The sequence below is a fragment of the Burkholderia sp. S171 genome, assembly GCF_009766085.1.
Taxonomy (GTDB): domain Bacteria; phylum Pseudomonadota; class Gammaproteobacteria; order Burkholderiales; family Burkholderiaceae; genus Caballeronia.
The window spans coordinates 1-25,857 of the sequence record NZ_LMUF01000075.1; the positions used below are offsets into that span (position 1 = coordinate 1).

Below are 25,857 nucleotides of genomic sequence, written 5' to 3' on the forward strand. Positions count from 1 at the left end.
GCTTGACACGGAAAGTCATATCAGAAATGACGTGCCGCCACGCACAGTGGCTAACAGTGATAAAGAGAAAATCCGACTCTTGCAGACCACTAACCCTGAGAGCAGCAACCCGGCATTGACCCCGACCGCCAACGCCGACCTAAACCCGTCCACCGGCGCGAGCAAACACCCCCATCACGCTGCCGACAACACCTCAACAATCTTCCGCCGATACGCAATCCCCTCAGCGTTAAACAAATGGCAATGCTCCGGCAACGCACCAAGCTTCAGCACTTCACCACGCGAATGGCGCTCCAACGGCGGAATCCGGGCAATGATCCCCTCCGGCGCCACCGTCGACTCCGAGTACAAATACGCGGCATCGCCGAGCGACTCCACGGCCATCGTCTTCGCCGATACCCCGTGCTCCACCGTCGCCGCCGTCCCTGCATGCAAATGCTCCGGACGAATCCCGACCGTCACTGAATCGCCGACCTTCGCACTACCCGGCTCGACCGCCGTCAGTTGAGTCTCACCCGTCGCATACTTCACCAGCACACCATCGCTTAACACCTGCGTAACTTCGGCGTTAAAGAAATTCATCTTCGGCGAGCCGATAAAACCCGCCACGAACTTGTTCTGCGGCGCGTGATAAAGCTGGTTAGGCGTTCCGACCTGCTCCACGTTCCCCGCCGACAACACCACGATCTTGTCAGCCAGCGTCATGGCCTCCACCTGATCGTGCGTTACGTAGATCATCGTGGTCTTGAGCTCGTCGTGCAGCCGCGCGAACTCCAGGCGCATCTTCACGCGCAACGCGGCGTCAAGGTTGGACAGCGGTTCGTCGAAGAGGAACACCTTCGGCTTGCGCGTGATCGCACGGCCGATCGCGACCCGCTGACGCTGGCCACCCGACAATTGCTTAGGCTTCCTATCAAGCAAATGATCGATGTGCAGGATCTTCGCGGCCTGCTGCACCGCTGCATCAATCTCCGGCTTCTTCGTGCCGGCCAGCTTCAAACCAAACGCCATGTTGTCGTACAGCGTCATGTGCGGATACAGCGCGTACGACTGGAACACCATCGCAATCCCGCGCTTGGCCGGCTGCACGTCGTTCACGCGCACGCCGTCGATGGTCAGGTCGCCGCCGGTGATATCTTCCAGCCCGGCGATCATCCGCATCAGCGTGGATTTACCGCAACCGCTTGGGCCCACGAACACGACGAACTCGCCGTCCGCGATATCGAGGTTCACGCTGCGAATCACTTCCGTTTCTTCGTAGCGCTTGTTGATGTTACGCAGATTCAGGCTTGCCATGATGGAGTCTCCGTCTTTAACTTGGCTTCGTTTTCTGCGAGCAAGAGGCTCACGGCAGTTCGAAGCTTGCGTTTTGCAGCCACTGTCCAACGAGCACGGGGAGTTGTCCCATCTCGTCGAACACGACACTTGCGCCAGCACGTTTCAGCGCATCAATTTGCCCTTCAGTTGCATGACCGCCGCCCAGGAAACCGAGCACGGTCATGCCCGCCGCCGCCGCCGCGGTGACGCCGGTCACGCTGTCTTCAACCACCACGCAGCGTTCCGGTGCGACCCGCATGGTCCGCGCCGCCGCAAGGTACACGTCGGGCGCGGGTTTCGGGTTCGGCACTTTATCGGCGCAAAACAGATGCTCACCGAAAAACCGCACGAGGCCCGTGCGGTTCAGCACGGCTTCCACATACGACGTAAAGCTGTTGCTCGCGCAAGCCTTGCGCAAGGAAATCGCGGCCAGCGCGGCCTCGATTCCATCGACTGCCGGCCCTTCCACGGCCGCGGCTTCCACGACCACCCGGATTGCGTCGATCTGGGCTGCATCGAGCGTCCGGCCCAGTGCTTCAGCCGTGCGCAGCAGCACCGTTTCAATCCGCAGCCCGAGCAGCGGCGTGACGATCGGCTCGGCATCCACACCGGGCCAGAGCGCCTGCATTTCCTGCACGAGCACGCGTCCCGCAATCGCTTCGCTGTCGATCAATACGCCGTCGCAGTCGCAGATCAGCAGATGCCCGTCGAGGGCATCTGCTGGAGCGAGCACGCCCGGTACGCCGGCTTGGGACAAGTTCAGGTTCACTGGATCGACCTCGCGTTCCACCTCGGGTTCCACTTCATTTCACCGCGCCGAAGGTCAGGCCGCGCACCAGTTGCTTCTGCGACAACCAGCCGACAATCAGGATCGGCGCCACGGCCAGCAGTGAAGCCGCCGAGAGCTTGGCCCAGAACAAACCTTCAGGACTCGAATACGACGCGATGAACACCGTCAGCGGCGCCGCGTTCGAACTCGACAGGTTGATGCTCCAGAACGCCTCGTTCCACGACAGGATCACAAGCAGCAACGCGGTGGACGCGAGCCCGGGCAGCGACATCGGCATCAGCAGATAGACGATTTCCTGCCACGTCGCCGCGCCATCTATACGCCCGGCCTCCAGGATGTCGCGCGGGATTTCGTTAAAGTACGTGTAGGACATCCAGACGGCGATCGGCAAGTTGATCAGCGTGTAGACGATGATCAACCCCCACACGGTGTCGAGCATGCCGGTGTTTTTCCACAGCAGGTAGATCGGCACGAGCACACCCACCGACGGCATCATCTTCGTCGAGAGCATCCACAGCAGTACTTTCTGCGTTTTCTTCGTTGGGAAAAACGCCATTGCGTAAGCGCACGGCACGGCGAACAACAAGCAGATCACCGTGACACCAACCGAGATCAGGATGGAGTTCCACGCAAACGCGAAATAGTTACTGCGCGCGAACACCTCGCGGAAACTGTCCAGCGTCGGCGTGAAGATCAGCGACGACGAATACGCCTGCTGCTCGGTCTTGAATGCCGTGATGGTCATCCAGAAGATCGGGAAAAACAGCAGCAGTGCGAACAGCCACGCGATCACGCCCAGCACGCCGCGCTTGAGCGTGTCGAGGATCGGCACGGACGTTGTTGCGGTAACGGGATGGCTCATGATTCGTACTCCCCTTTCAGGTTCTTCGCGAGCATGCGCACCAGGAAGAACGCAACGACGTTCGCCAGCACGACCGCCAGGATGCCGCCGGCAGAAGCCAGGCCGACGTCGAATTGCTGCAGGCCAAGCGCGTAGATCAAGTACGACAAGATGGTGGTCGCAGTGCCTGGACCGCCGCCGGTCGTCGTATAGATTTCAGCAAAGATGGAGAGCAGGAAAATGGTTTCCATCATCACCACCACGGCTATGGCGCGTTTCAAGTGCGGCAGCGTGATGTAGAAGAACATGGCAAACGCACCGGCGCCGTCGATGCGCGCCGCTTCCTTCTGCTCCTGGTCCAGCGACTGGATTGCGGTAAACAGAATCAGGAATGCGAACGGTAGCCATTGCCACGCAACAATCACGATCACCGCAAAGAGCGGATAGTCGCCAAACCAGTCGATAGGCTGAAGTCCTAACGATCGCATCAACGCCGCAATCAGGCCATACACCGGATGCAAGATCATGTTCTTCCAGATCAGCGCGCTGACCGTGGGCATGACGAAGAACGGTGCAATCACCAGCAACCGCGCAATGCCCTGACCGTAAAACTTGCGGTCGAACAGCACGGCCAACAGCACGCCACCAATCACGGTGATCGCCAACACCGATCCGATCAGCGTCAACGTGTGAACAATCGACGGAAGGAAAGCCGGATCAGTCGCGAGGAATTCATAGTTTTCGAGCCCGGCAAACCCTTTGACATCCGGGTTGAGCAGGTTGTATCGAGAGAACGAATACCAGATGGTCATCGCGAGCGGAATGGCCATCCACAAGAACAGTACAGCAGTCGACGGCATGATGAGCCAGCGAACCGACTTCGCGCGCTTCTTGTCACGCGCGGCGTTGGATTCCGCGTAACCGTCTGTGAGGGGGGGATTAAGTTGACTCATGATCGTGTCACCTCTCGATGATGATGCGCAGGCCGCGCGCTAGACGCTTCTTCACAGAAGCGGCGCGGCCCGCTGTCCTACATTAGGCGCAACAAGTTGCTGCTTCGGGCCCTTACTTCTGGTACCCGGCCTGTTTCACGGCACGATTGGCTGCGGCGTTGCCAGCTGTCAGCGCGGCGTCAACAGTCGTCTGTCCGGCGACCACACCGGCGATCGACTGACCAACCACGGTACCGAACGACTGGAATTCAGGAATCCCGACGAACTGAACACCGGTGTACGGCACCTTTTGCAGCGTTGCATCGGTCGGACTCGCCGATTCGATTGCGCTCAGCACGAAGTCGCCGAACGGTGCCGCTTTCTTGTATTCCGGATTGGCGTAGGTCGACTTGCGCGTGCCCGGCGGAACCGAGGCCCAGCCTTCGTCCTTCGCAACCAGTTCGATGTACTCCTTCGACGTAGCCCAGGTCGCGAACTTCTTCGCGGCGTCCTGCGATTTCGAGGTTTTCGGAATCGCAAGCGACCACGACCACAGCCAGTGGTTGCCCTTCGGCGTGACCGCGACCGGCGCTGCCGCGAAGCCAATCTTGTCAGCCACTTGCGATTGCGCCTTGTTGTACAACATGCCCGCCGCCACCGTCGCGTCGATCCACATTGCGCACTTGCCCGAGGACATCAACGTCAGGTTCTCGTTGAAACCATTCGAGCTGGCTCCCGGAGGGCCGTCGGTCTTAAGCAGGTCCGAGTAGAACGTGAGGGCCTTGTGCCACTCCGGGGTATTCAGTTGAGCTTGCCATTTCTCGTCAAACCAGCGGCCGCCGTACGTATTCACGACGGTTGAGAAAAACGCCATGTTCTCGCCCCAACCCGCTTTGCCGCGCAGGCAGATGCCGTACTGGCCTTTGGATTTGTCGGTGAGCTTGTCGGCGAATTGCTTGATCTGGTCGTAGGTGGGCTGATCGGGCATCTTGAGGCCGGCTGCTTCGAACAGATCCTTGCGGTAATACGTCATCGAGCTTTCGACGTAGAACGGCAGCGCGTACAACTGGCCGTTATACGAGAGGCCGTCGCGGGCGGTCTTCACCACGTCGTCGAGATCGTAGCTGGCCGGCAAGTTGTCCATTGGCGCGAGCCAGCCGCGCTTGCCCCACTGCGGCGCTTCGTACGTGCCAATCGCCATCACGTCGAACTGACCGCTGTTCGTGGTGATGTCGGTGGTGGCCCGCTGGCGCAGCACGTTTTCTTCCAGAATGACCCACTTCAGTTGAATGTCCGGATTCGCTTTTTCGAATGCCGGCGACAGCTTCTTCAACTCGATCATGTCCGGGTTGTTAAGCGTAGCGATCGTCACGGTTGCGGCCTTGGCTGCGATTGGTGCAATGGCGGCAACGGTGAATGCAGCGAGTGCGAGCGAGCGCATCGGCAGGTTCTTGAGGGTGAAGTTGGCGCGTTTCATGTTGTTTCGTCTCCTTTATCGTTAGCACGGGCGCTGGTCTTGCGTTGCGTTGCTTGAAGCAGTCGATACTCGGGTAGTACAGGTGTTGCTTTAATGACTTTCGCTAATGTGATCTTCACTGCGGCGGCGTCCTGATACATGCGTGCGTGCGCAGCATCCAGGGCATGCCTTCAACTCATCCAGTTGCCGCCGTCCACGTTCAATGTTTGTGCCGTGATGTAGTCCGCATCCGACGATACGAGGAACAGTGCCGCGCCCGTCAGGTCGTTCGGCAGCCCCATGCGGCCGAGCGGTACGGCTTCGCCAACCAGCCGTTTTTTCTCGCCGAGCGGGCGGTTTTCGTACTTCGCGAAGAGGGCATCGACCGTCTCCCACATCGGGGTATCGACTACGCCTGGTGCGATGCTGTTCACGTTGATGCCATGTTGCGCGAGACCCAGCGCGGCTGATTGCGTGTAGCTGATCACGGCGGCTTTGGTTGCGCAATAGTGGGAAACTAGCGCTTCGCCGCGACGTCCCGCCTGCGACGACATGTTCACGATCTTGCCGCCCCGGCCCTGCTCCACCATACGTTGCGCCACGAGTTGCATCAGGAAGAACATGCCCTTCACGTTGACCGAGAACAGGCGGTCGAAGACGTCCCAGGCTTCGTCGAGGATCGGGCGCATGTCGAAGAGCGCCGCGTTGTTAAACAGGATGTCGATGCCGCCAAACTTCTCGACGGCTGACGAGACGATACGTTCCAGGTCTTCGCGCTTCGTGACATCGGCCTTCAAAGCCAGCACGCGCCCGGCGCCTTCCGGGAAACGCTGCGCCAACTCACTTTCGTCTTTCAGATCGACGACGACAACCTTCGCGCCTTCGTCCAGAAATCGTTTCGTGACCGCTTCGCCAATCCCGCTTGCCGCACCCGTCACGATTGCTACCTTGTCCTGCAGTCTCACGGTTGTCTCCGGTTCGTCTTTGATTCGACTACTTGAAAAATTGCACGCTTGAAACACGTTTTGGTGAGCGAACGCTCTTTGCGTGATCATTTGCTCTCTGGTTGGTCGAATGATCGGCGAGGTATGAGGCGGTGTCAAGGCACGCCGTCATGTTTCGATGGTGCGGCGCGCAAAGCACCTCAAAACCGCGGGAAAACCCCAACCGGCGCGGGTTTGCGGGGAATCGGAAGGTGTCGGGAAAGAGGATCAGACAGGCTTTCGTAATACGCTGGCGGGTGCAAAAGGGATTGATACGTTATATCATCGCGGTCGACTTGACCGGTCATAGCGGAGTGCCCCATCGCAGTCGCCATGCTTGGCGGCGAGCGAGCAGCAGCACCCGATACGCACATCGTCAGCCTCTATCCACCCTCATTCCAGGAAACACCATGAGCAAGCTTGCCGCCGCCATCCTGACCAGCGCCGCCCTTTTATATGCCAGCTTCTGCAGCACAGCCACGGCGCAAACGGCGTCCACGGGCGTGGTGCCGGTGGTCGCGGCCGAGAATTTCTACGGCGATGTCGTGCGTCAGCTCGGCGGCAATCATGTCCAGGTGACGAGCATCCTGAGCAACCCCGACGAAGATCCGCATCTGTTCGAAGCCAGCCCGAAGACCGCCCGCGCGTTGCAGAATGCGGCGCTCGTCGTGTATAACGGCGCCGACTACGATCCGTGGATGGACAAGCTGCTGTCGGCATCGAAGGGCAAAGGGCGAACGACGATCGTCGCGGCGCAACTGATGGGCAAGAAATCCGGCGATAATCCGCATCTGTGGTACGACCCGGCGACGATGCCGACGGTGGCGAAAGCAGTGAGTCAATATCTCGTCCAGGCGGACCCGGCGCACAAGGCTGACTACGATGCGCGTCTGGCGACGTTTTTGGCTTCGGTGAAACCCATCGACGACAAGGTTGCCGCGCTTAAAAGCCAGTTCAAGGGCGTACCCGTGACAGCAACGGAACCGGTGTTCGGTTATATGTCGGATGCGATCGGCCTCGACATGCGCAACAACCGCTTCCAGCTCGCGGCGATGAACGACACGGAACCGAGCGCGACGGATATCGCTGCGTTCGAAAAGGATCTGCGCGAGCGTCGCGTGCACGTGCTGATCTATAACAGCCAGGCGACGGAAGCACTCACGAAGCGCATGTTGAAAGTGGCCCACGATTCACACGTGCCGAGCATCAGCGTCACCGAGACGCTGCCCGCCGGCAAGACCTTCCAGACATGGATGACGTCGCAGCTCGACGCGTTGTCGGTTGCGCTGCAGGGAAAGACACAATGACGGGATGTGGCAATAGAAGCATCAGAACGATCGCGCTTTCGGGCGCGTTGCAATGACGGCTCCGGACACGGCCCTAGGCACAGCTTCGAAGCGCGATAAAGCTGGCGCGCTTGAGGTCGAGCACGTCGCGCTTGAGCTGGGCGGGCGCTCGATCTTGAAAGACGCCAGCTTCAGCGTCGCGGCGGGTGAATTTATCGGCGTGCTGGGTCCTAACGGCGCCGGCAAGACCACGCTGATGCGCGCGATGCTCGGGTTGCTGCCGTTATCGCAGGGAACGATTCGCGTGAACGGCGCGGCGGTCGTGCGGGGCAATCCGTCAGTTGGCTACATGCCCCAGACGCGCAGCGGTCTTGCCGGCCGGCATCTGCGCGGCCGCGATTTCGTTGCGATGGCCGCCGATGGGCATCGCTGGGGCCTGCCACGCGCGAGCGCCGCAGCGCGTGCCGATGTCGATCGCGTGCTCGATCTGGTCGGCGGCAAGACCCTCGCCACGCGGCCGTTGTCCGAGTTGTCGGGCGGCGAACGGCAGCGATTGCTGCTCGCACAATGCCTGCTCGGCGATCCGAAACTCCTGCTCCTCGATGAACCCCTGATCAGCCTCGATCCGCGCCATCAAACCGGCGTGGTCGATCTCGTGCGGCGCGTGCAGCGCGAACTCGGCATTACCGTGCTGTTCTCCGCGCACGAACTCAACCCGCTGCTTAACTCTATCGACCGGGTGCTGTATCTCGGCAATGGGCGGGCGGCGCTCGGTACGATCGATGAAGTCATCACGAAGCCGGTTTTATCGCAGCTATATGGATCGCCGATTGACGTGATGCGCGTGAACGGCCGCATCTTCGTGATGGCCGGCGACGTGGAAGTCGACAAGCTCGATCACGCGCACGAAGACGGTCCCGAAGGCCATTCTCATTCCCACGATCATGATCACGGACACGATCATGGCCACGGTCACGCTCACCACACCGGAACGCATTCCCACGATGTTTGAATACGAGTTCATGCAAAACGCCTTCGCGGCGTCGGGGATTGTCGCGGTGCTCGCGGGCGTGGTCGGCTACTTCCTCGTGCTGCGCGGTCAGACCTTCGCGGGTCACGCGTTATCGCACGTGGGTTTTACCGGCGCGACCGGCGCCGTGCTGGTCGGCATGTCGCCGCTCTGGGGCATGATCGGCTTTACGCTCGCGGCGGGTATCGGCATGGGCGCGCTCGGCGAAAAGCTGACCGGACGCGATGTCGCTATCGGCGTGATTTTGACGTTGTCGCTCGGGTTTGGTTTGTTGTTTCTTCACTTCTTTACCGCTTATGCGAGTCAGGCGACTGCGCTGCTGTTCGGCAATGTGCTCGGTGTGAGCCACGAAACGCTGGTGGTGCTGGCAGGGCTCGCGGTGGTCAGCCTCGGGGCGCTCGCGATCATCATGCGGCCGTTGTTGTTCGCTTCGCTGCAACCGGAACTGGCCGAAGCCAAAGGGGTATCGCTGCGCCTCGTGTCCATCCTGTTTCTTGCGATCACGGCGCTGGCAGTGGCGGCATCGACGCAGATAGTAGGCGTTTTATTGGTCTTCGCGCTGATGGTGGGCCCGGCCGCGGCGGCGCAAAACGTGGCGACGCGGCTGTCGACCGGCGTGCTGCTCGCAGCGGTTTTCGCATTGGGACAAGCGTGGTTGGGATTGACGCTGGCGTATTACACCGACTGGCCGACCAGCTTCTGGATCACGATCCTGGCAGCCGGGGTTTATGGGTTGAGTTTGTTGGGACGGAAATGAATCGAAGCGCTGACTGGGATGAGTTCTTCGCGTTACTTAAAGACCTTGACGTGCCCGCGGACTTTCTGAGTATGGAAGACCGCAATCAAGGGATCTCCGCCCGTGAACCGTTCGACGGGTGGGAAGAGCCGATTGAAAGTGCAGGCGATGAAACAGAAAGCGAAAGCGCACCACGCGCTTCCGCCTGACCCACTCTCAAGCACACAGCGTCCGTGCATGAAACGCAATATGCTCGCCGATAAACGTCGAGATGAAGTAATACCCGTGGTCGTAGCCATCATGCCTGCGCACGGTCACCGCCTGCCCTGCCGCCTTCGCCGCCGCTTCGAAAATCTCCGGATGCAGCTGCGCTGCGAGGAAGTTATCGGCGAGACCCTGGTCGATCAAAATCCCTCCTTCAAATTTCGACGCTGCGTTCTTGACCAGTTCGCTCGCGTCATACTGCTTCCACGTTTCCCGATCCTCGCCGAGATAGCCTGAAAACGCCTTCGCGCCCCAAGGGCATTGCGAAGGCGCAGCGATCGGCGCGAACGCGGACACCGACTTATAAATGTCGGGGTTCTTCAGGGCGAGAACCAGCGCGCCGTGACCGCCCATCGAGTGCCCGAAAATACCCAGCCGATCCTCACGTACCGGCAATTCCGCAAGCACCGCCGCGCGAAGGTCCTGTGTCACGTACGAGTACATCCGGTAATTGCGCGCCCACGGTTCCTGCGTGGCATCGACGTAAAAACCCGCACCCACGCCGAAGTCCCACGCAGCACTTTCGTTTGGCACGCCCGCACCACGCGGACTCGTATCCGGTGCGATCAAGGCGATGCCATGCTCAGCCGCATAACGCTGCGCGCCAGCCTTGATCGGAAAGGTCTCTTCCGTGCAAGTGAGGCCCGCGAGGTAAAACAACGCGGGCACTTTTCCTGTCGATGCCTGGGCCGGTAAAAACACCGAAAACCGCATCGGCAAGCCGATCGATTGCGAGTCGTGTTTGTAGGTCCGCTGCACGCCGCCCCAGCACCGATGTTCTTCCACAAGTTCCAGCATTGCTTCACCTCTTCTTTTTTTCGCCGAGGCAGCGCGCCGTTTTTGGCGTGCTGCCCGAGCTCGCGCTTCGCTTAATACGCTTAATACAACACCACCGAGCGGATCGATTCGCCCTTCTTCATCAAGTCAAAACCTTCATTGATGCGTTCGAGCGGCAGCGTATGCGTAATCAGATCGTCGATATTGATCTTGCCTTCCATATACCAGTCGACAATCTTCGGCACATCGGTACGTCCGCGTGCACCACCAAACGCCGAGCCCTTCCACTCACGGCCCGTGACCAGTTGGAACGGCCGCGTGCTGATCTCTTCGCCCGCCGCTGCCACGCCGATAATGAACGACTGGCCCCAGCCCTTGTGCGTGCATTCCAGCGCCTGGCGCATCACCTTCGTATTGCCGATACATTCGAACGAATAGTCCGCGCCGCCATCGGTAAGCTGAACGATGTGATCGACTACATTCGGCACTTCGTTCGGGTTGACGAAGTGCGTCATGCCGAACTTCTTCGCGAGTTCCACGCGGCGCGGGTTGATATCGACGCCAATGATCTTGTCGGCACCCACCATCTTCGCGCCCTGGATCACGTTCAAGCCAATGCCGCCGAGTCCGAACACCACCACGTTTGCACCGGCCTCGACCTTCGCCGAATACACGACCGCGCCGACACCCGTCGTCACGCCGCAACCGATGTAGCAAATCTTGTCGAAGGGCGCATCTTCACGGACCTTCGCCACCGCGATTTCCGGCACGACGATGTAGTTCGAAAACGTCGATGTCCCCATGTAATGGAACAACGGCTTCCCGCCGATGGAAAAGCGCGACGTAGCATCCGGCATCAGGCCACGGCCTTGCGTCGAGCGGATGGCCTGGCACAGATTGGTCTTGCGCGACAGGCAGAACTTGCACTGCCGGCACTCTGGCGTATAGAGCGGAATGACGTGATCGCCCTTCCTCAACGTACCCACGCCCGGGCCGACATCGACCACAATACCCGCGCCTTCATGCCCAAGAATGGCCGGGAAGATGCCTTCCGGATCAGCGCCCGAGAGCGTGTAGTAATCGGTATGGCAAATGCCGGTCGCTTTCACTTCGATCAGCACTTCACCGGCGCGCGGCCCTTCGAGATCGACTTCCTCGATGGTGAGCGGCTTTCCGGCTTCCCATGCAATAGCGGCTTTGGTCTTCATGTCTGACTCCTTTCGTTGATCGTTGATTCCGAGTGGGCAGGCGGTGCGTCGAACTATCTCAGGACACAACGTTTAGTACTTCGTAGCATGCGCCCATGGTGTGATAGTCGACCTTGCCGGCCGGGCTTTTTTCGTTACTGTATTTCGTGTTGTCGCGGGCGAGTATCCGGTACCACGCGCCCCATTTGTGATCGATGAAATGGTCCCAGCTATACGCCCACAGACGGTCGTAATCGGTCCAGTAACGCGTTGCCGTAGCCGTGTCACCCACTTGTGCGGCTTGATCGGCTAGCAACGCGGCGGCGGCCAGCGACTCTGCCTGGACCCAGAAATACTTGTCTTCGTCGTAGAACTCGCCCTTGATATCGAAGCCGTAAACCATGCCGCCGTGTTCGTCGTCCCACGAAAATTCCAGCGCACGATCAAACAACTCCCGGGCACGCGTGACGTGCCATGGGTCCGGACGATGCCGGTCGAGAATCAACAGCAGCTTCGCCCATTCGGTCTGGTGGCCCGGCTGGAATCCCCACGGCCGGAAGATGTTCGTCTTGTCGCCCTTGTTGTATTCCCAGTCGACCGACCAGTCCGGCTTGTAGTGCTCCCAGACCAGGCCACCGGCAAGCGTAGCCTGACGATTCACCATGTTGTCCGCGAGCAGCGCGGCACGGTCCAGATAACGCACATCCTGCGACGCCTCGAACGCAGCAAGCATCGCTTCGCAGGCATGCATGTTGGCATTTTGTCCGCGATAGTCCGACACCACCCAGTCCGCACTCGCTTCGTCTTTGTACAGGCCGTGTGCCGCGTCCCAGAAGTGCGTTTCCATCAGGTCCCAGGTTTCTTCAAGGTACCCGCGCGCTTCTTCGAATCCGGCTTCCAGAGCCTTCGCATACGCCAGCACGACGAACGCGAGGCCGTAGCAATGATTGGTGGCGTCGGTGACGTCGCGGCCGTTGAGCGTCCACGCGTAACCACCGGTCTGCGGATTACGATGAAACTCGCGCAGGTATTCAATGCCATGACGCACGCCGCCGCGGTACTCGTCGAGGCCGAAGTGCTTGTACGCCATTGCGTAGTTGAAAACGAAGCGCGTGCTCGACACCAAATGCCGCGACTTGCGATCGTAGAGGGTGCCGTCATCCTTATAGAAATGATAGAAACCGCCAGCCGGGTCCATGCAGTGCGGGTGATAAAAGGTCATGGTCCGCAGTGCGTGATCGAGCAGGAACTCACGCGAGCGAAAGTCAGGATGGGTAGCGGAGGATGTGGTGGTATCGGACATAGTCGTATGAGGCTGTTCGTGCTGTCTCGTGGATTCGCTTGGATTCGCTAGGGCAGGCGTTAGTGTAAGCGGAGGTCGAAAACGTGCATTAAAACCAGCTCGCGTTACGCATGGAGATTCGTAGAAAAAGTAGGCGGTAAAAACGGGTTGCGGCGGGTTTACCCGCTGCCCGCGCCGCGCCTCCGGAAAACGGACTATGCGGTGCGGCAGATAACCATCATAACCACGCCTTGTATCTGAATGCCCTGCCAGGCGCGACGCAAATCGTCCTTCGCCCGCCAGTCGTGGCTTCACTGCGCCAGACGCGATATTAAGGCACTCGCGGCATATCAGCGCGGCTAAGGGGGCCATACGCCAACGTCGACTTGTTCTCGCTTTTTGCGCCACGTACCTTGAATCTCTAATTCGAGGGACACGCTCGGATCAAAATTGGAGACAGAAACGACATGGCATCGAATCAGGTTCATCCGTGCGACGAACGGTTACCCGCCGCCCAGTTGCTTACGCTAGGCATTCAACATGTACTCGTGATGTATGCGGGCGCCGTCGCGGTCCCGCTAATTCTTGGCGCGGCACTCAAGCTGCCGAAAGACCAGATCGCGTTCCTCATCAGCGCCGATTTGTTCTCGTGCGGTGTCGCGACCCTTATCCAGACATTAGGTCTTTGGATCTTCGGCATCCGCCTGCCGGTCATCATGGGCTGCACGTTCGCGGCCGTTGGCCCGATGGTCGCCATCGGCACGAATCCGGGGCTCGGTATTCTCGATGTGTTCGGCGCGACGATCGCGGCGGGCATAGTAGGGATTTTTCTAGCACCGATGATCGGAAAGTTGCTGCGATTCTTCCCACCCGTGGTGGTCGGCACGGTGATCGCGGTGATCGGTTTGTCGCTGATGGGCGTGGGCATCAACTGGGCCGCCGGCGGTGTCGGTAATCCTGAGTACGGCAATCCGGTTTATCTGCTGCTGGCGCTTGTCGTGCTCACGCTGATCCTGATGATCAACAAGTTTGCACGCGGGTTTATCGCGAATATTTCCGTGCTGCTCGGTATCGTGGCGGGGTTCGGGATTGCGATGTCGCTTGGGCGTGTCGATCTCAACGGCGTGACGAGCGCGCCGTGGGTCGGTATCGTGCTGCCGTTTCACTTCGGCCTGCCGCACTTCGACCCGCTCTCCATTGCAACCATGATTATCGTCATGTTCGTGACGTTCATCGAATCGACGGGCATGTTCCTGGCCGTCGGCGACATGGTCGAGCGTCCGGTCGATCAGGATGCGCTGGTGCGCGGACTGAGAGTCGATGGATTGGGCACGCTGATTGGCGGGATCTTCAACTCGTTTCCGCATACGTCGTTCTCGCAGAACGTCGGGCTGATTGGCGTCACCGGTGTGAAAAGCCGCTTCGTCTGTGCGACGGGCGGTGTGATCCTCGTGGCGCTTGGTCTGTTTCCGAAGATGGCGCAGGTGGTGGCGTCGGTGCCGCCGTTCGTGCTTGGTGGCGCAGGCATTGTGATGTTCGGCATGGTCGCGGCGAACGGGATCAAGGTGCTGTCGAAGGTGGACTTCGTCAAGAACCACCACAACCTGTTTATCGTCGCGGTGAGTATTGGACTCGGGCTCGTGCCGGTCGTCGCGCCGAAGTTTTTCTCGCAGTTACCGCATGCGCTGGAACCCATTCTTCATAGCGGGATCTTGCTGGCATCGGTGTCGGCGGTGTTGTTGAACATCGTGTTCAACGGGGTGAAGAAGGAACGCGAAGCAACGTGTGCGATCCGTCATGCCGGAAGGGATTTCGATGGGACGGCAAAGGCGGAGCATTGAGACGGGTTAAGCCAAATCGTCGAATCGCTGTTAGTACAGACCTGAGAGAATAAAAAAAACCGCAGCCCCAAAAGGCTGCGGTTTTTCAACATCTGAACCACCTACAACTTTATCCCGCCGATCCCACTGCTTTCCCGTCGGCATCAACCTGGGGCTTTGCAGCCGGCATCAGACGCTGCACCGGCACCAGCTTTGCAGGGCCTGTCGAAGCCGAACTGACCGTTGTCCCGGAAGCGGCAGCCGCCGTCGGCGTACCGATATCGCGGTAATTCGGCATTGCATCGGAAGGACGTGGCTGATCGCCTGCATGCTCGACCCAGCCGCCACCCAGCTCACGATACAAATCGACGAGATTCGTCGCCCGGTTCAGCCGCGCCGTGATCAGCAACTGCTGCGCGGTGTACAGGTTCGTCTGCGCCGTCAGCACGCTCAGATAATTGTCCACGCCGTTGCGATAGCGCATATCCGACAGCTCCAGCCCGCGAGCCTGCGACTTCACATAACGCTCGAGCGCCTTGATCTGCTCGTCGTACGTGCCGCGCGCGGCCAGTCCGTCCGCCACTTCGCGGAACGCGGTCTGGATCGCCTTCTCGTAATTTGCGATCTCGATGCGCTTCTGGATCTGAGCCAAATCGAGATTGGCCAGGTTCGTGCCGCCCTCGAAAATCGGAATCGAGATTTGCGGTGCGAACGACCACGCCGCCGAACCTGGCTTGAACAACGTGCCAAGCGAAGGCGCCAACGTCCCGAAGCTACCCGTCAGCGAAATCTTCGGGAAAAACGCCGCACGCGCCGCACCGATGTTCGCGTTCGCAGCCAGCAGCGAATGCTCCGCCGACACAATATCCGGACGCCGCGTCAGCAGGTCCGAAGGCAGCCCGGCGGGGATATCGGTGAGCAGGTTCTGACTGTCGAGCGGCAAGCCCGGCGGCAGATCTGCCGGCAACGGCTCGCCGACCAACAGCACCAGCGCATTCTCGGCCTGCGCCCGCAGACGCAATTGCGACTGCAGGTTGGCGGCGGCCTGTTGCTGGATGCCCTCTGACTGACGCACGTCGAGTTCGGTGCCCACGCCGTTATCGAATTGCAGCTTCGTGATCCGATACGACTCGTCCGCCGTCTTCAACGTATTGCGCGTGACGGTGAGCTGATCGTCGTCCGAGAGCATCGTCAGATACTGGTCGGCAACTTGCGACACCAGCGAGATTTCCGCTGCCTTGCGTGTTTCCGCCAACGCGAAATACTGCTCGAGCGCCTGGTCCTTCAAGCTTTGAATCCGCCCGAAGAAGTCGATTTCCCAGGACGCATTCACGCCGACCGAATACTGGTTCGAAATGGTCTGTCCGAAGAACGACAGATCCTTCGGCGTGCGCGACTTCGTCTGCGACCCGACTGCGTCGAGCGTGGGCAGCAACTCGGCACGCGTGATCTGATACTGCGAGCGCGCTGCTGCCACGTTGAGCATCGACACGCGCAAATCGCGGTTGTTCTTCAGCGCGATTGCAACGATCTGCTGCAAGCGTGCATCGGCGAAGAAATCGCGCCAGCCGATGTCCACCGCCGGCTTGGCCTGCGCCGAGCCGCTTGCCGCGGTCGACGACGCTGCGTCCGGTTGCTTGTCATAGATGCCGCCCGTCGGGAACGTCTGGTCGACGGGCGCCGCCGGGCGCTCGTACTTCGGCGCCATCGTGCAGCCAGCCGCAAAAAGCGCGACCGCTGCCGCTATCAAGGAGTGTTTTAGCATCTCAATGTCCTTCCTTGGCCGGAGCAGGCGTGCCGCCGTGGCCACCATTGCCGCCGTTGCCATCGCCGTCGTGTTCGTGGTGCGGCGTACCCTTGTCGTGGCTGATTTTGCTGATCACCACAAAGAACATGGGGATCATGAAAATGGCCAGGAAGGTCGCCGTCAACATCCCGCCGATCACGCCCGTACCAATGGCGTGCTGGCTCGCTGAACCCGCGCCGTTACTCACTGCAAGCGGCAACACGCCGAGAATAAATGCCAGCGACGTCATCAGAATCGGGCGCAACCGCTGGCGTGCCGCTTCCATTGCCGCTTCCACCGTGGTCCTGCCCTGACTGCGCAAATCGCGTGCGAATTCCACGATCAAAATTGCGTTCTTCGCCGACAAGCCCACCGTCGTCAGCAAGCCGACCTGGAAGAACACGTCGTTTTCCAGTCCGCGCAAGGTAGCCGCGAGCAAGGCGCCCAAAATACCGAGCGGCACGACCATGATCACCGAGAACGGAATCGACCAGCTTTCGTACAACGCAGCAAGACACAAGAACACGACGAGGATCGAGATGCCGTACAAGATCGGCGCCTGCGAACCCGACTGGCGCTCTTGCAGCGACAAGCCAGTCCATTCGTAGCCAATACCTGCCGGCAGCTTCGCCGCGATCGCTTCAATGGCCTGCATCGCCTGACCCGTCGACTTGCCTGGAGCCGCCGCACCCTGGATTTCCACCGCGGAAATACCGTTGTAGCGTTCCAGCTTCGGCGAGCCGTAGATCCATTCACCCGAACCGAATGCACCGAACGGAACCATGGCGCCGGCGCTATTGCGCACGTACCACTTGTTCAGGTCTTCCGGATTCATGCGGAACTGCGCATCGCCCTGTACGTACACCTTCTTGATCCGGTTATCGACGTCCAGGAAGTTGTTCACGTACGACGAAGCCCACGCGATCGAGAACACCTGGTCGATGGTCGCCGGCGACAGGCCCAACGCGTTCGCCTTCTCGCGATCGACGTTCACCTTGAACTGCGGCGTGTCGTTCAGGCCGTTAGGACGAACCTGCGCCAGCGTCGGGTCTTTCGACGCCATGCCGAGCAGCATGTTGCGCGCTTCCATCAGCTTCGCGTGACCGAGACCCGAGCGATCCTCCAGTTCGAAGTCAAAGCCCGACGCCGTGCCCAGTTCCGGAATGGACGGCGGGTTGACCGGGAAGATCATCGCGTCCTTATAGCCGGCGAAGTGCCCGAACATCCGTCCGACCAACGCGCCCACCTTCTGGTCCGCGCGCTGCCGCAGCCCGTAATCCTTCATCCGCACGAACACGAGGCCCGAGTTCTGGCCGCGGCCCGCGAAGCTGAAACCGTTCACCGTAAAGACCGCTTCCACGATGTCTTTCTGGTCCGTCAGCAGCCAGTGGGTTACGTCGGCAAGCACCTTGGCCGTGCGCTCCTGCGTCGAACCCGCCGGCGCCTGGACGAGCACGAACATCGTGCCCTGATCTTCGTCAGGCAAGAACGACTTCGGCAGGCGGACGAACAGGAAACCCACCGCGACGATCACCACCAGATAGATGATGAGCCAGCGCCCGGAGCGCTTGATCACGTGCTCCACGCCGCTGTGATACTTGTCCTGGCTCTTCGCGAACGTGCGGTTGAACCAGCCGAAGAAGCCCTTCTTCTCGTCGTGATGACCCTTCTCGATCGGCTTCAGGAGGGTCGCGCACAATGCCGGCGTCAAAATCAACGCGGTCAGCACGGACAAGATCATGGCCGCGACGATGGTCAGCGAAAACTGCCGGTAGATCGCGCCCACCGAACCGCCCGAGAACGCCACCGGCACGAACACGGCCGACAGCACGAGCGCCACGCCGACCAGCGCGCCGGTAATCTGGTCCATCGCCTTGCGGGTGGCGTCCCTTGGAGAGAGTCCCTCCTCGGCCATCACCCGCTCGACGTTTTCCACCACCACGATTGCATCGTCCACCAGCAAGCCGATGGCGAGCACCAGCCCGAACATGGAGAGCGTATTGATGGAGAAACCCACCAGCCCCATGACCGCGAAGGTACCCAGCAGCACGACCGGCACGGCGATGGTCGGGATCAGTGTGGCCCGCAGGTTCTGCAGGAACAGGTACATCACCAGGAACACCAGCACGATCCCTTCGATCAGCGTCTTGACCACTTCTTCAATAGACAGCTTCACGAACGGCGTGGTGTCGTACGGATACTTCACGACCAGGCCCGGCGGGAAGTACTTCGACAAGTCGTCGATCTTCGCGCGGACGGCCTTCGCCGTGTTCAGCGCGTTGGCGCCCGTGGCGAGCTGGATACCGAAACCAGCAGTCGGCTGACCGTTGTATTTCGTGTCGAAGTTGTAGTTCTCACCGCCCAGCTCAATGCGCGACACGTCCTTCAGCCGCACTTGCGAGCCATCCTGATTCACCTTCAGCAGGATGTTGCCGAACTGCTCAGGCGTTTGCAGCAGCGTGGCTTCCGTAATGGTCGCCTGCAGCATCTGGCCCGGCACGGCCGGTGTGCCGCCCAAGCCGCCGCCTGCCACCTGCACGTTCTGCGCAGCAACAGCGTTCGTCACGTCGAGCGGCGTCAACGCGTAGTTGTTCAGCTTGGTTGCATCCAGCCAGATCCGCATGGCGAATTGCGAGCCAAACAACGTCACCGTGCCCACGCCGTCAATACGGCTGATCGGATCTTCGACCTTCGACGCCACGTAGTTAGCGAGGTCGTATCGACCCATGCTGCCGTCAGTGGAAACGAACGCCATCACCATCAAGAAGCTGCTGCTCGACTTCGTCACCTTGGAGCCAAGCTGCTGAACGGCTTGCGGCAAGAGCGGCGTCGCGAGTTGCAGCTTGTTCTGCACCTGCACCTGCGCGATGTCCGGATTCGTGCCGGCCGCGAACGTCAGCGTAATGGTGGCCGTGCCGGAGTCATCACTGGTGGAAGACAGGTACAGCAAGTGATCGAGGCCGCTCATCTGCTGCTCGATCACCTGCGTTACCGTGTTTTCCACCGTGCTGGCGGACGCGCCCGGATACGTAGCGCTGATCTGAATGGCCGGCGGCGCGATCGTCGGATACTGCGCGACCGGCAAGGTGAAGATCGAAGCGATCCCCGCCAGCATCAGAATAATGGCGATCACCCACGCGAAAATCGGGCGATCGATAAAGAACTTTGCCATGAAACAGGCTCCCTTTTAGTGCGCCTGATTACGCGCCTGATGCCGCGGATGCGGGCGCCGGATTGCTCGAAGCCGCCGCGCCGCTAGCGCCAGCGTCCGCTGCCGCCGGAGCTGCACCGGAAGCCGCGCCCGGTGCAGCACCGGATGCCGCTTGAGCTGCGTCGGGCGGAAGCTGTGCGTCGACAGGCTTCACGGTTGAACCTGGCCGCGCTTTCTCCGTGCCTTGCACGATGACGCGATCGCCCGGATTCAGGCCGCTGTCCACAACCCACTTGTCGCCGTAGGTACCCGACGTCACCAGTTGGCGCAACGCCACCTTGTTGTCCGGACCGACCACCAGCGCCGTCGGCTGGCCCTTCTGGTCATGCGTCACGCCGACTTGCGGGACCACCAGCGCCTTGTCGTTCACGCCTTCGTCAATACGCGCCCGCACGAACATGCCCGGCAACAGCACGCGGTCCTTGTTCGGGAAAATCGCGCGCACAGTGACCGAACCGGTGCCCTGGTCCACGCTCACGTCGGAGAACTGCAGCTTGCCCGGTTCCGCATACTCGCGGCCATCTTCCAGGATCAGCGTGACCTTGGCGGCGTTGGCGCCGCTGGTCTGCAAGCGGCCTTCCTGGATGTCACGGCGCAGCTTCAGGCCGTCAACGCTCGATTGCGTCAGGTCGACATAGACCGGATCGAGTTGTTGCACGGTGGTGAGCAGCGTGGCGGCGCTAGCCTGCACGTAAGCACCCGGCGTGACCTGTGACAAACCTGTGCGGCCCGTGATGGGCGACACTACGTCGGTATAACCGAGGTTGATTTGCGCGGTGTCGACAGCCGCCTTGCCCGATGCGACATCGGCCACGGCTTGCCCTTGAGTCGCCACGGCGTTGTCGTAGTCCTGCTTGCTGACCGCGTTTGCCGCGACGAGGATCTTGTAGCGCGCCGCCAGGGCGTTCTGCGTGACCACGTTGGCTTGCGCCTTGGCGAGCGTTGCCTTGGCGGTATTCAGCGCGGCGATGTACGGCGCCGGATCAATCTTGTAGAGCCGCTGTCCGACCTTCACGTCCGCGCCTTCGATGAACTCACGACGCAGCACAATGCCGTCGACCCGCGCACGAACCTGGGCGACAAGAAATGCGCTCGTGCGGCCAGGCAGTTCGCTCTCGACAGGAACCGTGGTGGGCTGGATGGTGACGACGCCGACTTCGGGCGTCTGGGGCGGCGGTGCTGATGGTTTTTGTCCGCAGGCTGCAAGAATCACGGCAGCCGTCGCGGCACTGATTAAGCGGAATGGAACCCGTTCGACGCGCATGGAGCGACCTCTGTCAAAGACTGAGATTGAAATAAGTGCGCGGCCGCCTTCTACGGGCGGGCCGCTACGAGCGTCTGAAGACGCTTACCAGTAGCCAGTGGGCGCAAAAACCAGTGCCCCGACCATCATTCGTCCGCAGCGCCTGGGAGCCGTCTCTGGGTACGGCTGCCGGTGACAACGCCCTTGGGACGGGCCACGCAGAGGGACGCGGAATGAAAGCTGTGTCGGATATTAACCGGTCAGTGCTACTTGGGCTATCGTTGGACGGATGGTATTGTATATACATTCACCAACGAACGTAAAAGAGACGATCGTACGTGAACAAGAGCAGTGCGAGGGGAATCGTCTCGAAGGGCTGGCGAACGATGAACAAATGCATGACGTCGCTGCGGTGCAATGTAAGACGGCGGTAAATTTACCGCTGGGCAGGCAAGCTGGAACCCACGAAATAATGGTCAGACGAACCAAGGAAGAAGCGGCGGCGACGCGCAATAGTATTCTCGATGCGGCAGAACGGGTGTTCTTCGAGAAAGGCGTTTCGCGCACCACACTGGCCGACATCGCGCTTGAAGCCGGCGTGACGCGCGGCGCAATCTATTGGCATTTTGCGAACAAGGGCGACCTGTTCACCGCCATGTTCGACCGGAGCCTGTTACCGCTTGATGAACTGGTCGAAGCAACGCTCGACACCAAAGAGGCCGATCCGCTCGGCAAGATTCGCGACATCTTTATCTGGTGCATGCGCAATATCGCACTCGACGAACAGCGCCGGCGCGTATTCGACATCCTGTTTCTAAAGTGTGAGTTCGTCGAAGACATGGGGCCGGTGCGCGAACGGCATCAGACGAACATGCGCGAAGGGAAAGAGAAGATTGAGCGCGGACTGCGCAATGCGGTTGATAAAGGTCAGTTGCCGGTCTTGCTCGATACGCGCCACGCCACCACCATCCTGCACGCGCTTTTCACCGGCATTCTCTACGACTCACTAATGTGGCCCGAGAGTATCGACCTCAAGAATGATGCCGAACGCCTGATCGATTCGTGTTTCGACGTCATGCGCTACAGCCCCCATATGCTGCAGCCGGGCTAGCGGAAAGCGTGCACGGTGCTACCGCAGACCGTAGCGCTGCGCGAGAAACAGGAACACGGCGACACAACAGATCATCGCGGCCCACGCCCATGCAGGCAGGCTGTGCGGATGCGGATGGCGAGGCGCGTGACCCGGTAGCCGGTGGCGCAAGACGCCGCCAATTGCATCGGCCGCGGCTGCCGCGCGGGATTTTTGCGTCGCCGGGGTGGCGTGCCGGGCAAACGCCGACGACATGGAGATCGGCCGCAAGAACACATGGCGGCGCGAAACAGCGGGAGTGGGCACCACCGCCGGCGGCTGACCATGCTTCGCGCGCACGACTTCGCAGAATTCGATAAAAAAATCGTCGGCAACTTCACGCAGCGAGTTTTCGATCTGGCGTGCCGGCAAACCTGCCAGCGGCCCGGTGAGCGTCGCCCAGACGGTGTATTCAATCCACGTCGATGCGCCGTTAGCGTCTGGAATCAGCGCCACCGCGATTTGTCCGCGCAACGATCCCACGCCTTCGCCGCGCGCCTTGAAACTGAGGGTTTGGGCGTCGACATCGCCGGATTGGCCGTCATGGCGCGGCAAACGGGTGGCGTCGGCAACGTGTGCGCGGATGGTGTAGTGCGCCCGCAGCGCGCCCAGCGGCACGGTCAACCTCAACGTGTACTCGCCACCAGAAAGACGCAACAGGGATTCGCAGTTATCGATACTCGCACGCACCAGCGCAAGGTCGCCCAACGCCTCGCGCACCTGAGCGGCTTCGAGCGGAATGCGTAAGGCATCGGCTACTTCCATCGGGCCCTCCCGTTACATGGCGCCCATTGTTTTAATGTCGACCTGGCGTTTCAGGTACCCGCCGTCTCGTCGATACGATCGATCCGCGACGGATAAAACGCCAGATAATTTTTAATTTGCGCGACGCCTTCGTTCGGCTGCTCGTAGCTCCAGACGGCGTTTTCGACCGGACCGTCCTCTGTCAGCAGATGGTAGTACGTAGCATCGCCCTTGTAAGGGCAATGTGAGGTATGCGTGGATTTTGAGAGGCGCGCCAGGTTGACATCGGCACGCGGGAAATAATGCACCGGATCGTGGCCCGTTTCGATCACCGTCAACGCCGCACGGGTATCGGCAAACGTCACGCCCTGATGAATCACGCGATGGCGTCGCGTATTCAGCGAAATTTCAATGTGATGGGTGTCGGTGCTCATCGCGCGCTCCCGGTACCAAAAAAAATGAAACCGCCACCGCCGCGTTTGCAGCAGCGACATAAAAAAAGCCACGGGTTTTCCGGGACCCGTGGCTTTCATTATGAGACAACTTCGGGGTGCTTGTGCAAGCACCGCTAACGTCTTTGGCGCCTGCGCCACACCCTGGGCCACATTTAACGCATCACCGCAGTCCTTTGTTTCCTATGCGGTTTTGCGTACGGTGGCTCAACAAGGCGCGTGGTGTATTTAAGAGTGTTTGAGGGTCTCCGAACGCTTACTGCATCGACCAGTGGAAGTCAGCCTTCGCCTTTCCGTTGCCGGCCACCGTCACTCCTTGCTTCTTTTCCGAATCCTTGTAGCGGGCATAAACCGTGTAATGGCCTGCCGGCAGCTTCACCAGCATGTAGGGGCCCATGGCGTCGGTCTTGAGCACTTCAGCGTTCTTTGCATCGGCAATTCGCACGTGGACATCGGAGAGATAGTCGGACGTCGGCCCCGTGAAACGCAACGATAGCGGCCAATGCGCCTGCTCACGAATCAGCGCGTGCGATTCGTCCAAGCCCACGCCGCCAGACGTGAACGACACGTCGCCCTGCGTCTGGATCTGCGGCAGTCCGCCGCCGTTCGTATTACCGGCGCTGCTCATGTCGCTCGTTCCGCCGCCCGAGGCCTGGGCGAACGCGCCGCCTGTCATTCCGAACGTCATCGCGGCCGCAAGCACCGCGATGGACGCTCTCCTTATGGCAGGCCGGCCGTGTTTAGTTGACGCGCCAGTGTTTGCTTCGGTAGTTGCTTCAATCGCTGCTTTAGTCGTCTTGGTCATCGTGATCAGCTCCTTATGGACTTCAGACGCCTTCATCGGCGTTCCGCTTGTGTCCCGCCGTCCAGCACGCGTTTGTTTTGAGCAGTCGGGCCAAAGCGGTTCGGGAGAGAAGCTATGAGCACAGTTCGTGCCTGCATCCCACCCTAATTTCTCCGGGCGGCGGCGCGTGTTGCGTAGCGCGTGCCGCCCTCGTCTCGCGCTGGCAGGCTTTCAGCCGATATTTACATTACCCGCCATTCAGCCCAGATCAACCGGCACGAAGATCTGTGCATCGTCGCGCTGGATCAGCAACGCGATGCTGTCGCCCGCGTGAGCCACCATCGTCTTCAGTTGCTCCACGCTTGTGACAGGCTGGCCGTTGACCGCCAGGATCACATCGCCCGCCTGGATGCCCGCGCTTTCCGCCGCGCCGCCCGACTGTTGCACGAGCAGACCGCGCGAGAGCGACGCACTCTGCTTCTCATCCGGCGTCAGCGGCCGGACAGCGACGCCCAAGCGCGCATCCTGCGATGACTGATCCCCCTTGCCCGCGCCTTGGCCCGCGCTTGCGGTCTTGGCATCGGACAATGTGCCCACGGTCACGCTCAGGTCCTTCGTGGCCTTGTCACGCCAGACCTGCACCTTCGTCGTGGTTCCCGGCGCGAGCGCTGCCACCTGCGACGGCAACGCGTTCGAATCCGCAACCGAGTCGCCGTTGACTGAGAGGATCACGTCGCCGGGCTGCAGGCCGGCCTTCGCCGCAGGACCGCCCGCTTCGACCGAACTCACGAGCGCGCCATTCGGGCTTTGCAGGCCGAACGACTTCGCGAGTGTCTGGTCCATGCCCTGCACGGTCACGCCAAGACGGCCGCGATCCACATGGCCTGTCTTCACCAGCGCGTCTTTCACCTTCATGGCTTCATTGATCGGGATTGCGAACGAAAGGCCCTGGAAGCCGCCTGTCTGCGAATAGATCATCGAATTGATGCCGATCACTTCGCCTTGCAGGTTGAAGAGCGGGCCACCGGAATTACCCGGATTCACCGGCACGTCGGTCTGGATAAATGGCGTGTAATTCTCGTTCGGCAACGAGCGTGATTTCGCGCTGATGATGCCAGACGTCACAGTGTTGTCGAAACCGTAAGGCGAGCCGATAGCCACCACCCATTGGCCGACCTTGCTGCCGTTCGGATCGCCAATCTTGACGACCGGCAGGTTCTTCGCATCGATCTTCAGCACAGCCACGTCCGACTGCTTGTCCGAGCCGATCACCTTCGCGCGGTATTCGCGCTTGTCGGTGGTCTTCACCGTGATCACGTCTGCACCGTCGACCACGTGCGCGTTGGTCAGGATGTAACCGTCACTGCTTACGATAAAGCCTGAACCCAGGCTTTCGCTGGGGGTATCGGCGGCGTTCTGGCCGTCGTTGCCGCCCATGCCCGGCACGCCATTACCGTAGAAGTGCTTGAAGAACTGGTAGAACGGATCGCTCGGATCGATCGGCAATTGCGGATTGCCACCGTTCGCGCCGCCATTCATGCCGCCATTCATGCCATTGCGGCGCGACGCGGTCTTGACCACGTGCTTAGCGCTGATATTGACGACCGCCGGGCCGTAGGTTTCGACCAGGCCGGAGAAATCGGGAATACCGGTCTTTGCAGCGGCTTCAGCCGGCATCATCGCGGCTTGTGCCGGCGTGATGACCTGCGGCGCCGGGACGTTCCGGTTTCCGGCCACGTAACCCGCCGACAACGCGACGGCAACGGCAACCGCAACGGCGCTGCGGGAAATGATCTTCGCTTTCATC

The 25,857-nt window shown here is 60.5% G+C and carries 22 protein-coding genes; 6 read left to right on the top strand and 16 right to left on the bottom strand.

Going from position 1 to position 25,857, the window contains the following annotated elements:
- Window positions 1-174: 174 nt before the first annotated feature.
- The 6 genes from GSQ93_RS36675 to GSQ93_RS36700 all read right to left on the bottom strand — a co-directional run bounded on the left by GSQ93_RS36675 (window position 175) and on the right by GSQ93_RS36700 (window position 6,301).
- On the bottom strand, window positions 175-1,296 hold the full coding sequence (locus GSQ93_RS36675) for an ABC transporter ATP-binding protein (protein WP_158941119.1): 1,122 nt from the start codon (window positions 1,294-1,296) through the stop codon (window positions 175-177).
- Between the two features lie 49 nt (window positions 1,297-1,345).
- Entirely contained in the window at window positions 1,346-2,050 is a 705-nt protein-coding gene (locus GSQ93_RS36680; RefSeq protein WP_158941220.1) for an HAD family phosphatase, read from the bottom strand.
- A gap of 70 nt (window positions 2,051-2,120) precedes the next feature.
- Window positions 2,121-2,969, bottom strand: a complete 849-nt coding sequence (locus GSQ93_RS36685; RefSeq protein WP_089162953.1) for a carbohydrate ABC transporter permease — start codon at window positions 2,967-2,969, stop codon at window positions 2,121-2,123.
- Complete coding sequence (locus GSQ93_RS36690) at window positions 2,966-3,808, bottom strand: carbohydrate ABC transporter permease (protein ID WP_254074259.1); 843 nt, start codon at window positions 3,806-3,808, stop codon at window positions 2,966-2,968. The genes GSQ93_RS36685 and GSQ93_RS36690 overlap by 4 nt, the downstream gene beginning before the upstream one ends.
- 205 nt (window positions 3,809-4,013) lie before the next feature.
- Window positions 4,014-5,321 (bottom strand): sugar ABC transporter substrate-binding protein, encoded by a 1,308-nt coding sequence (locus tag GSQ93_RS36695; RefSeq protein ID WP_158941221.1) that lies wholly within the window; start codon window positions 5,319-5,321, stop codon window positions 4,014-4,016.
- Window positions 5,322-5,527: 206 nt separating this feature from the next.
- Window positions 5,528-6,301, bottom strand: a complete 774-nt coding sequence (locus tag GSQ93_RS36700; RefSeq protein ID WP_158941121.1) for an L-iditol 2-dehydrogenase — start codon at window positions 6,299-6,301, stop codon at window positions 5,528-5,530.
- 428 nt (window positions 6,302-6,729) lie between these two features.
- Here GSQ93_RS36700 and GSQ93_RS36705 point away from each other — a divergent pair, with 428 nt between their 5' ends.
- Genes GSQ93_RS36705 through GSQ93_RS36720 form a run of 4 tightly spaced genes read left to right on the top strand, consistent with a single transcriptional unit; the run spans window position 6,730 to window position 9,580 of the window.
- Window positions 6,730-7,626 carry a metal ABC transporter solute-binding protein gene (locus tag GSQ93_RS36705; protein ID WP_158941122.1) on the top strand — a complete coding sequence of 299 codons (897 nt, stop codon included), beginning with the start codon at window positions 6,730-6,732 and terminating at the stop codon, window positions 7,624-7,626.
- Window positions 7,627-7,678: 52 nt separating this feature from the next.
- Complete coding sequence (locus GSQ93_RS36710; protein WP_158941123.1) at window positions 7,679-8,617, top strand: ABC transporter ATP-binding protein; 939 nt, start codon at window positions 7,679-7,681, stop codon at window positions 8,615-8,617.
- Complete coding sequence (locus GSQ93_RS36715) at window positions 8,610-9,392, top strand: metal ABC transporter permease (protein WP_158941222.1); 783 nt, start codon at window positions 8,610-8,612, stop codon at window positions 9,390-9,392. Before GSQ93_RS36710 ends, GSQ93_RS36715 begins: the two co-directional genes overlap by 8 nt.
- A complete protein-coding gene (locus GSQ93_RS36720; protein WP_158941124.1) occupies window positions 9,389-9,580 on the top strand; it encodes a hypothetical protein in 192 nt (63 codons plus the stop codon). The genes GSQ93_RS36715 and GSQ93_RS36720 overlap by 4 nt, the downstream gene beginning before the upstream one ends.
- 7 nt (window positions 9,581-9,587) lie before the next feature.
- On the opposite strand, the gene fghA is transcribed toward GSQ93_RS36720, so the two are convergent.
- The 3 genes from fghA to GSQ93_RS36735 form a co-directional block, all read right to left on the bottom strand.
- A complete protein-coding gene (fghA, locus tag GSQ93_RS36725; protein ID WP_158941125.1) occupies window positions 9,588-10,433 on the bottom strand; it encodes an S-formylglutathione hydrolase in 846 nt (281 codons plus the stop codon).
- An 80-nt stretch (window positions 10,434-10,513) separates the two neighbouring features.
- Window positions 10,514-11,620 carry an S-(hydroxymethyl)glutathione dehydrogenase/class III alcohol dehydrogenase gene (locus GSQ93_RS36730; protein WP_158941126.1) on the bottom strand — a complete coding sequence of 369 codons (1,107 nt, stop codon included), beginning with the start codon at window positions 11,618-11,620 and terminating at the stop codon, window positions 10,514-10,516.
- Window positions 11,621-11,678: 58 nt separating this feature from the next.
- Complete coding sequence (locus GSQ93_RS36735; RefSeq protein WP_158941127.1) at window positions 11,679-12,902, bottom strand: AGE family epimerase/isomerase; 1,224 nt, start codon at window positions 12,900-12,902, stop codon at window positions 11,679-11,681.
- A 446-nt stretch (window positions 12,903-13,348) separates the two neighbouring features.
- On the opposite strand from GSQ93_RS36735, the gene GSQ93_RS36740 reads away from it, so the two are divergent.
- Window positions 13,349-14,722 (top strand): nucleobase:cation symporter-2 family protein, encoded by a 1,374-nt coding sequence (locus tag GSQ93_RS36740; RefSeq protein WP_158941128.1) that lies wholly within the window; start codon window positions 13,349-13,351, stop codon window positions 14,720-14,722.
- A 109-nt stretch (window positions 14,723-14,831) separates the two neighbouring features.
- Here GSQ93_RS36740 and GSQ93_RS36745 read toward each other — a convergent pair whose 3' ends face one another.
- The 3 genes from GSQ93_RS36745 to GSQ93_RS36755 are packed head-to-tail and all read right to left on the bottom strand — an operon-like array spanning window position 14,832 to window position 20,962.
- Window positions 14,832-16,466, bottom strand: coding sequence for an efflux transporter outer membrane subunit (locus GSQ93_RS36745; protein WP_158941129.1), 1,635 nt, complete (start codon window positions 16,464-16,466; stop codon window positions 14,832-14,834).
- A gap of 1 nt (window position 16,467) precedes the next feature.
- Window positions 16,468-19,659, bottom strand: a complete 3,192-nt coding sequence (locus tag GSQ93_RS36750) for an efflux RND transporter permease subunit (RefSeq protein WP_158941130.1) — start codon at window positions 19,657-19,659, stop codon at window positions 16,468-16,470.
- Window positions 19,660-19,687: 28 nt separating this feature from the next.
- A complete protein-coding gene (locus tag GSQ93_RS36755; protein WP_158941131.1) occupies window positions 19,688-20,962 on the bottom strand; it encodes an efflux RND transporter periplasmic adaptor subunit in 1,275 nt (424 codons plus the stop codon).
- A 451-nt stretch (window positions 20,963-21,413) separates the two neighbouring features.
- Here GSQ93_RS36755 and GSQ93_RS36760 point away from each other — a divergent pair, with 451 nt between their 5' ends.
- The gene (locus tag GSQ93_RS36760) at window positions 21,414-22,052 is read left to right on the top strand and encodes a TetR family transcriptional regulator (protein ID WP_158941132.1); all 639 of its coding nucleotides are present in this window, start codon (window positions 21,414-21,416) and stop codon (window positions 22,050-22,052) included.
- An 18-nt stretch (window positions 22,053-22,070) separates the two neighbouring features.
- Here GSQ93_RS36760 and GSQ93_RS36765 read toward each other — a convergent pair whose 3' ends face one another.
- From GSQ93_RS36765 to GSQ93_RS36780, 4 genes are all read right to left on the bottom strand, one after another.
- Window positions 22,071-22,835, bottom strand: a complete 765-nt coding sequence (locus GSQ93_RS36765; protein WP_158941133.1) for a CoxG family protein — start codon at window positions 22,833-22,835, stop codon at window positions 22,071-22,073.
- 50 nt (window positions 22,836-22,885) lie between these two features.
- Entirely contained in the window at window positions 22,886-23,248 is a 363-nt protein-coding gene (locus tag GSQ93_RS36770) for a DUF427 domain-containing protein (RefSeq protein WP_158941134.1), read from the bottom strand.
- Between the two features lie 274 nt (window positions 23,249-23,522).
- On the bottom strand, window positions 23,523-23,954 hold the full coding sequence (locus tag GSQ93_RS36775; protein WP_158941223.1) for a carboxypeptidase-like regulatory domain-containing protein: 432 nt from the start codon (window positions 23,952-23,954) through the stop codon (window positions 23,523-23,525).
- A 354-nt stretch (window positions 23,955-24,308) separates the two neighbouring features.
- Window positions 24,309-25,856 carry a DegQ family serine endoprotease gene (locus tag GSQ93_RS36780; RefSeq protein ID WP_158941135.1) on the bottom strand — a complete coding sequence of 516 codons (1,548 nt, stop codon included), beginning with the start codon at window positions 25,854-25,856 and terminating at the stop codon, window positions 24,309-24,311.
- Between the last annotated feature and the right edge of the window lies 1 nt (window position 25,857).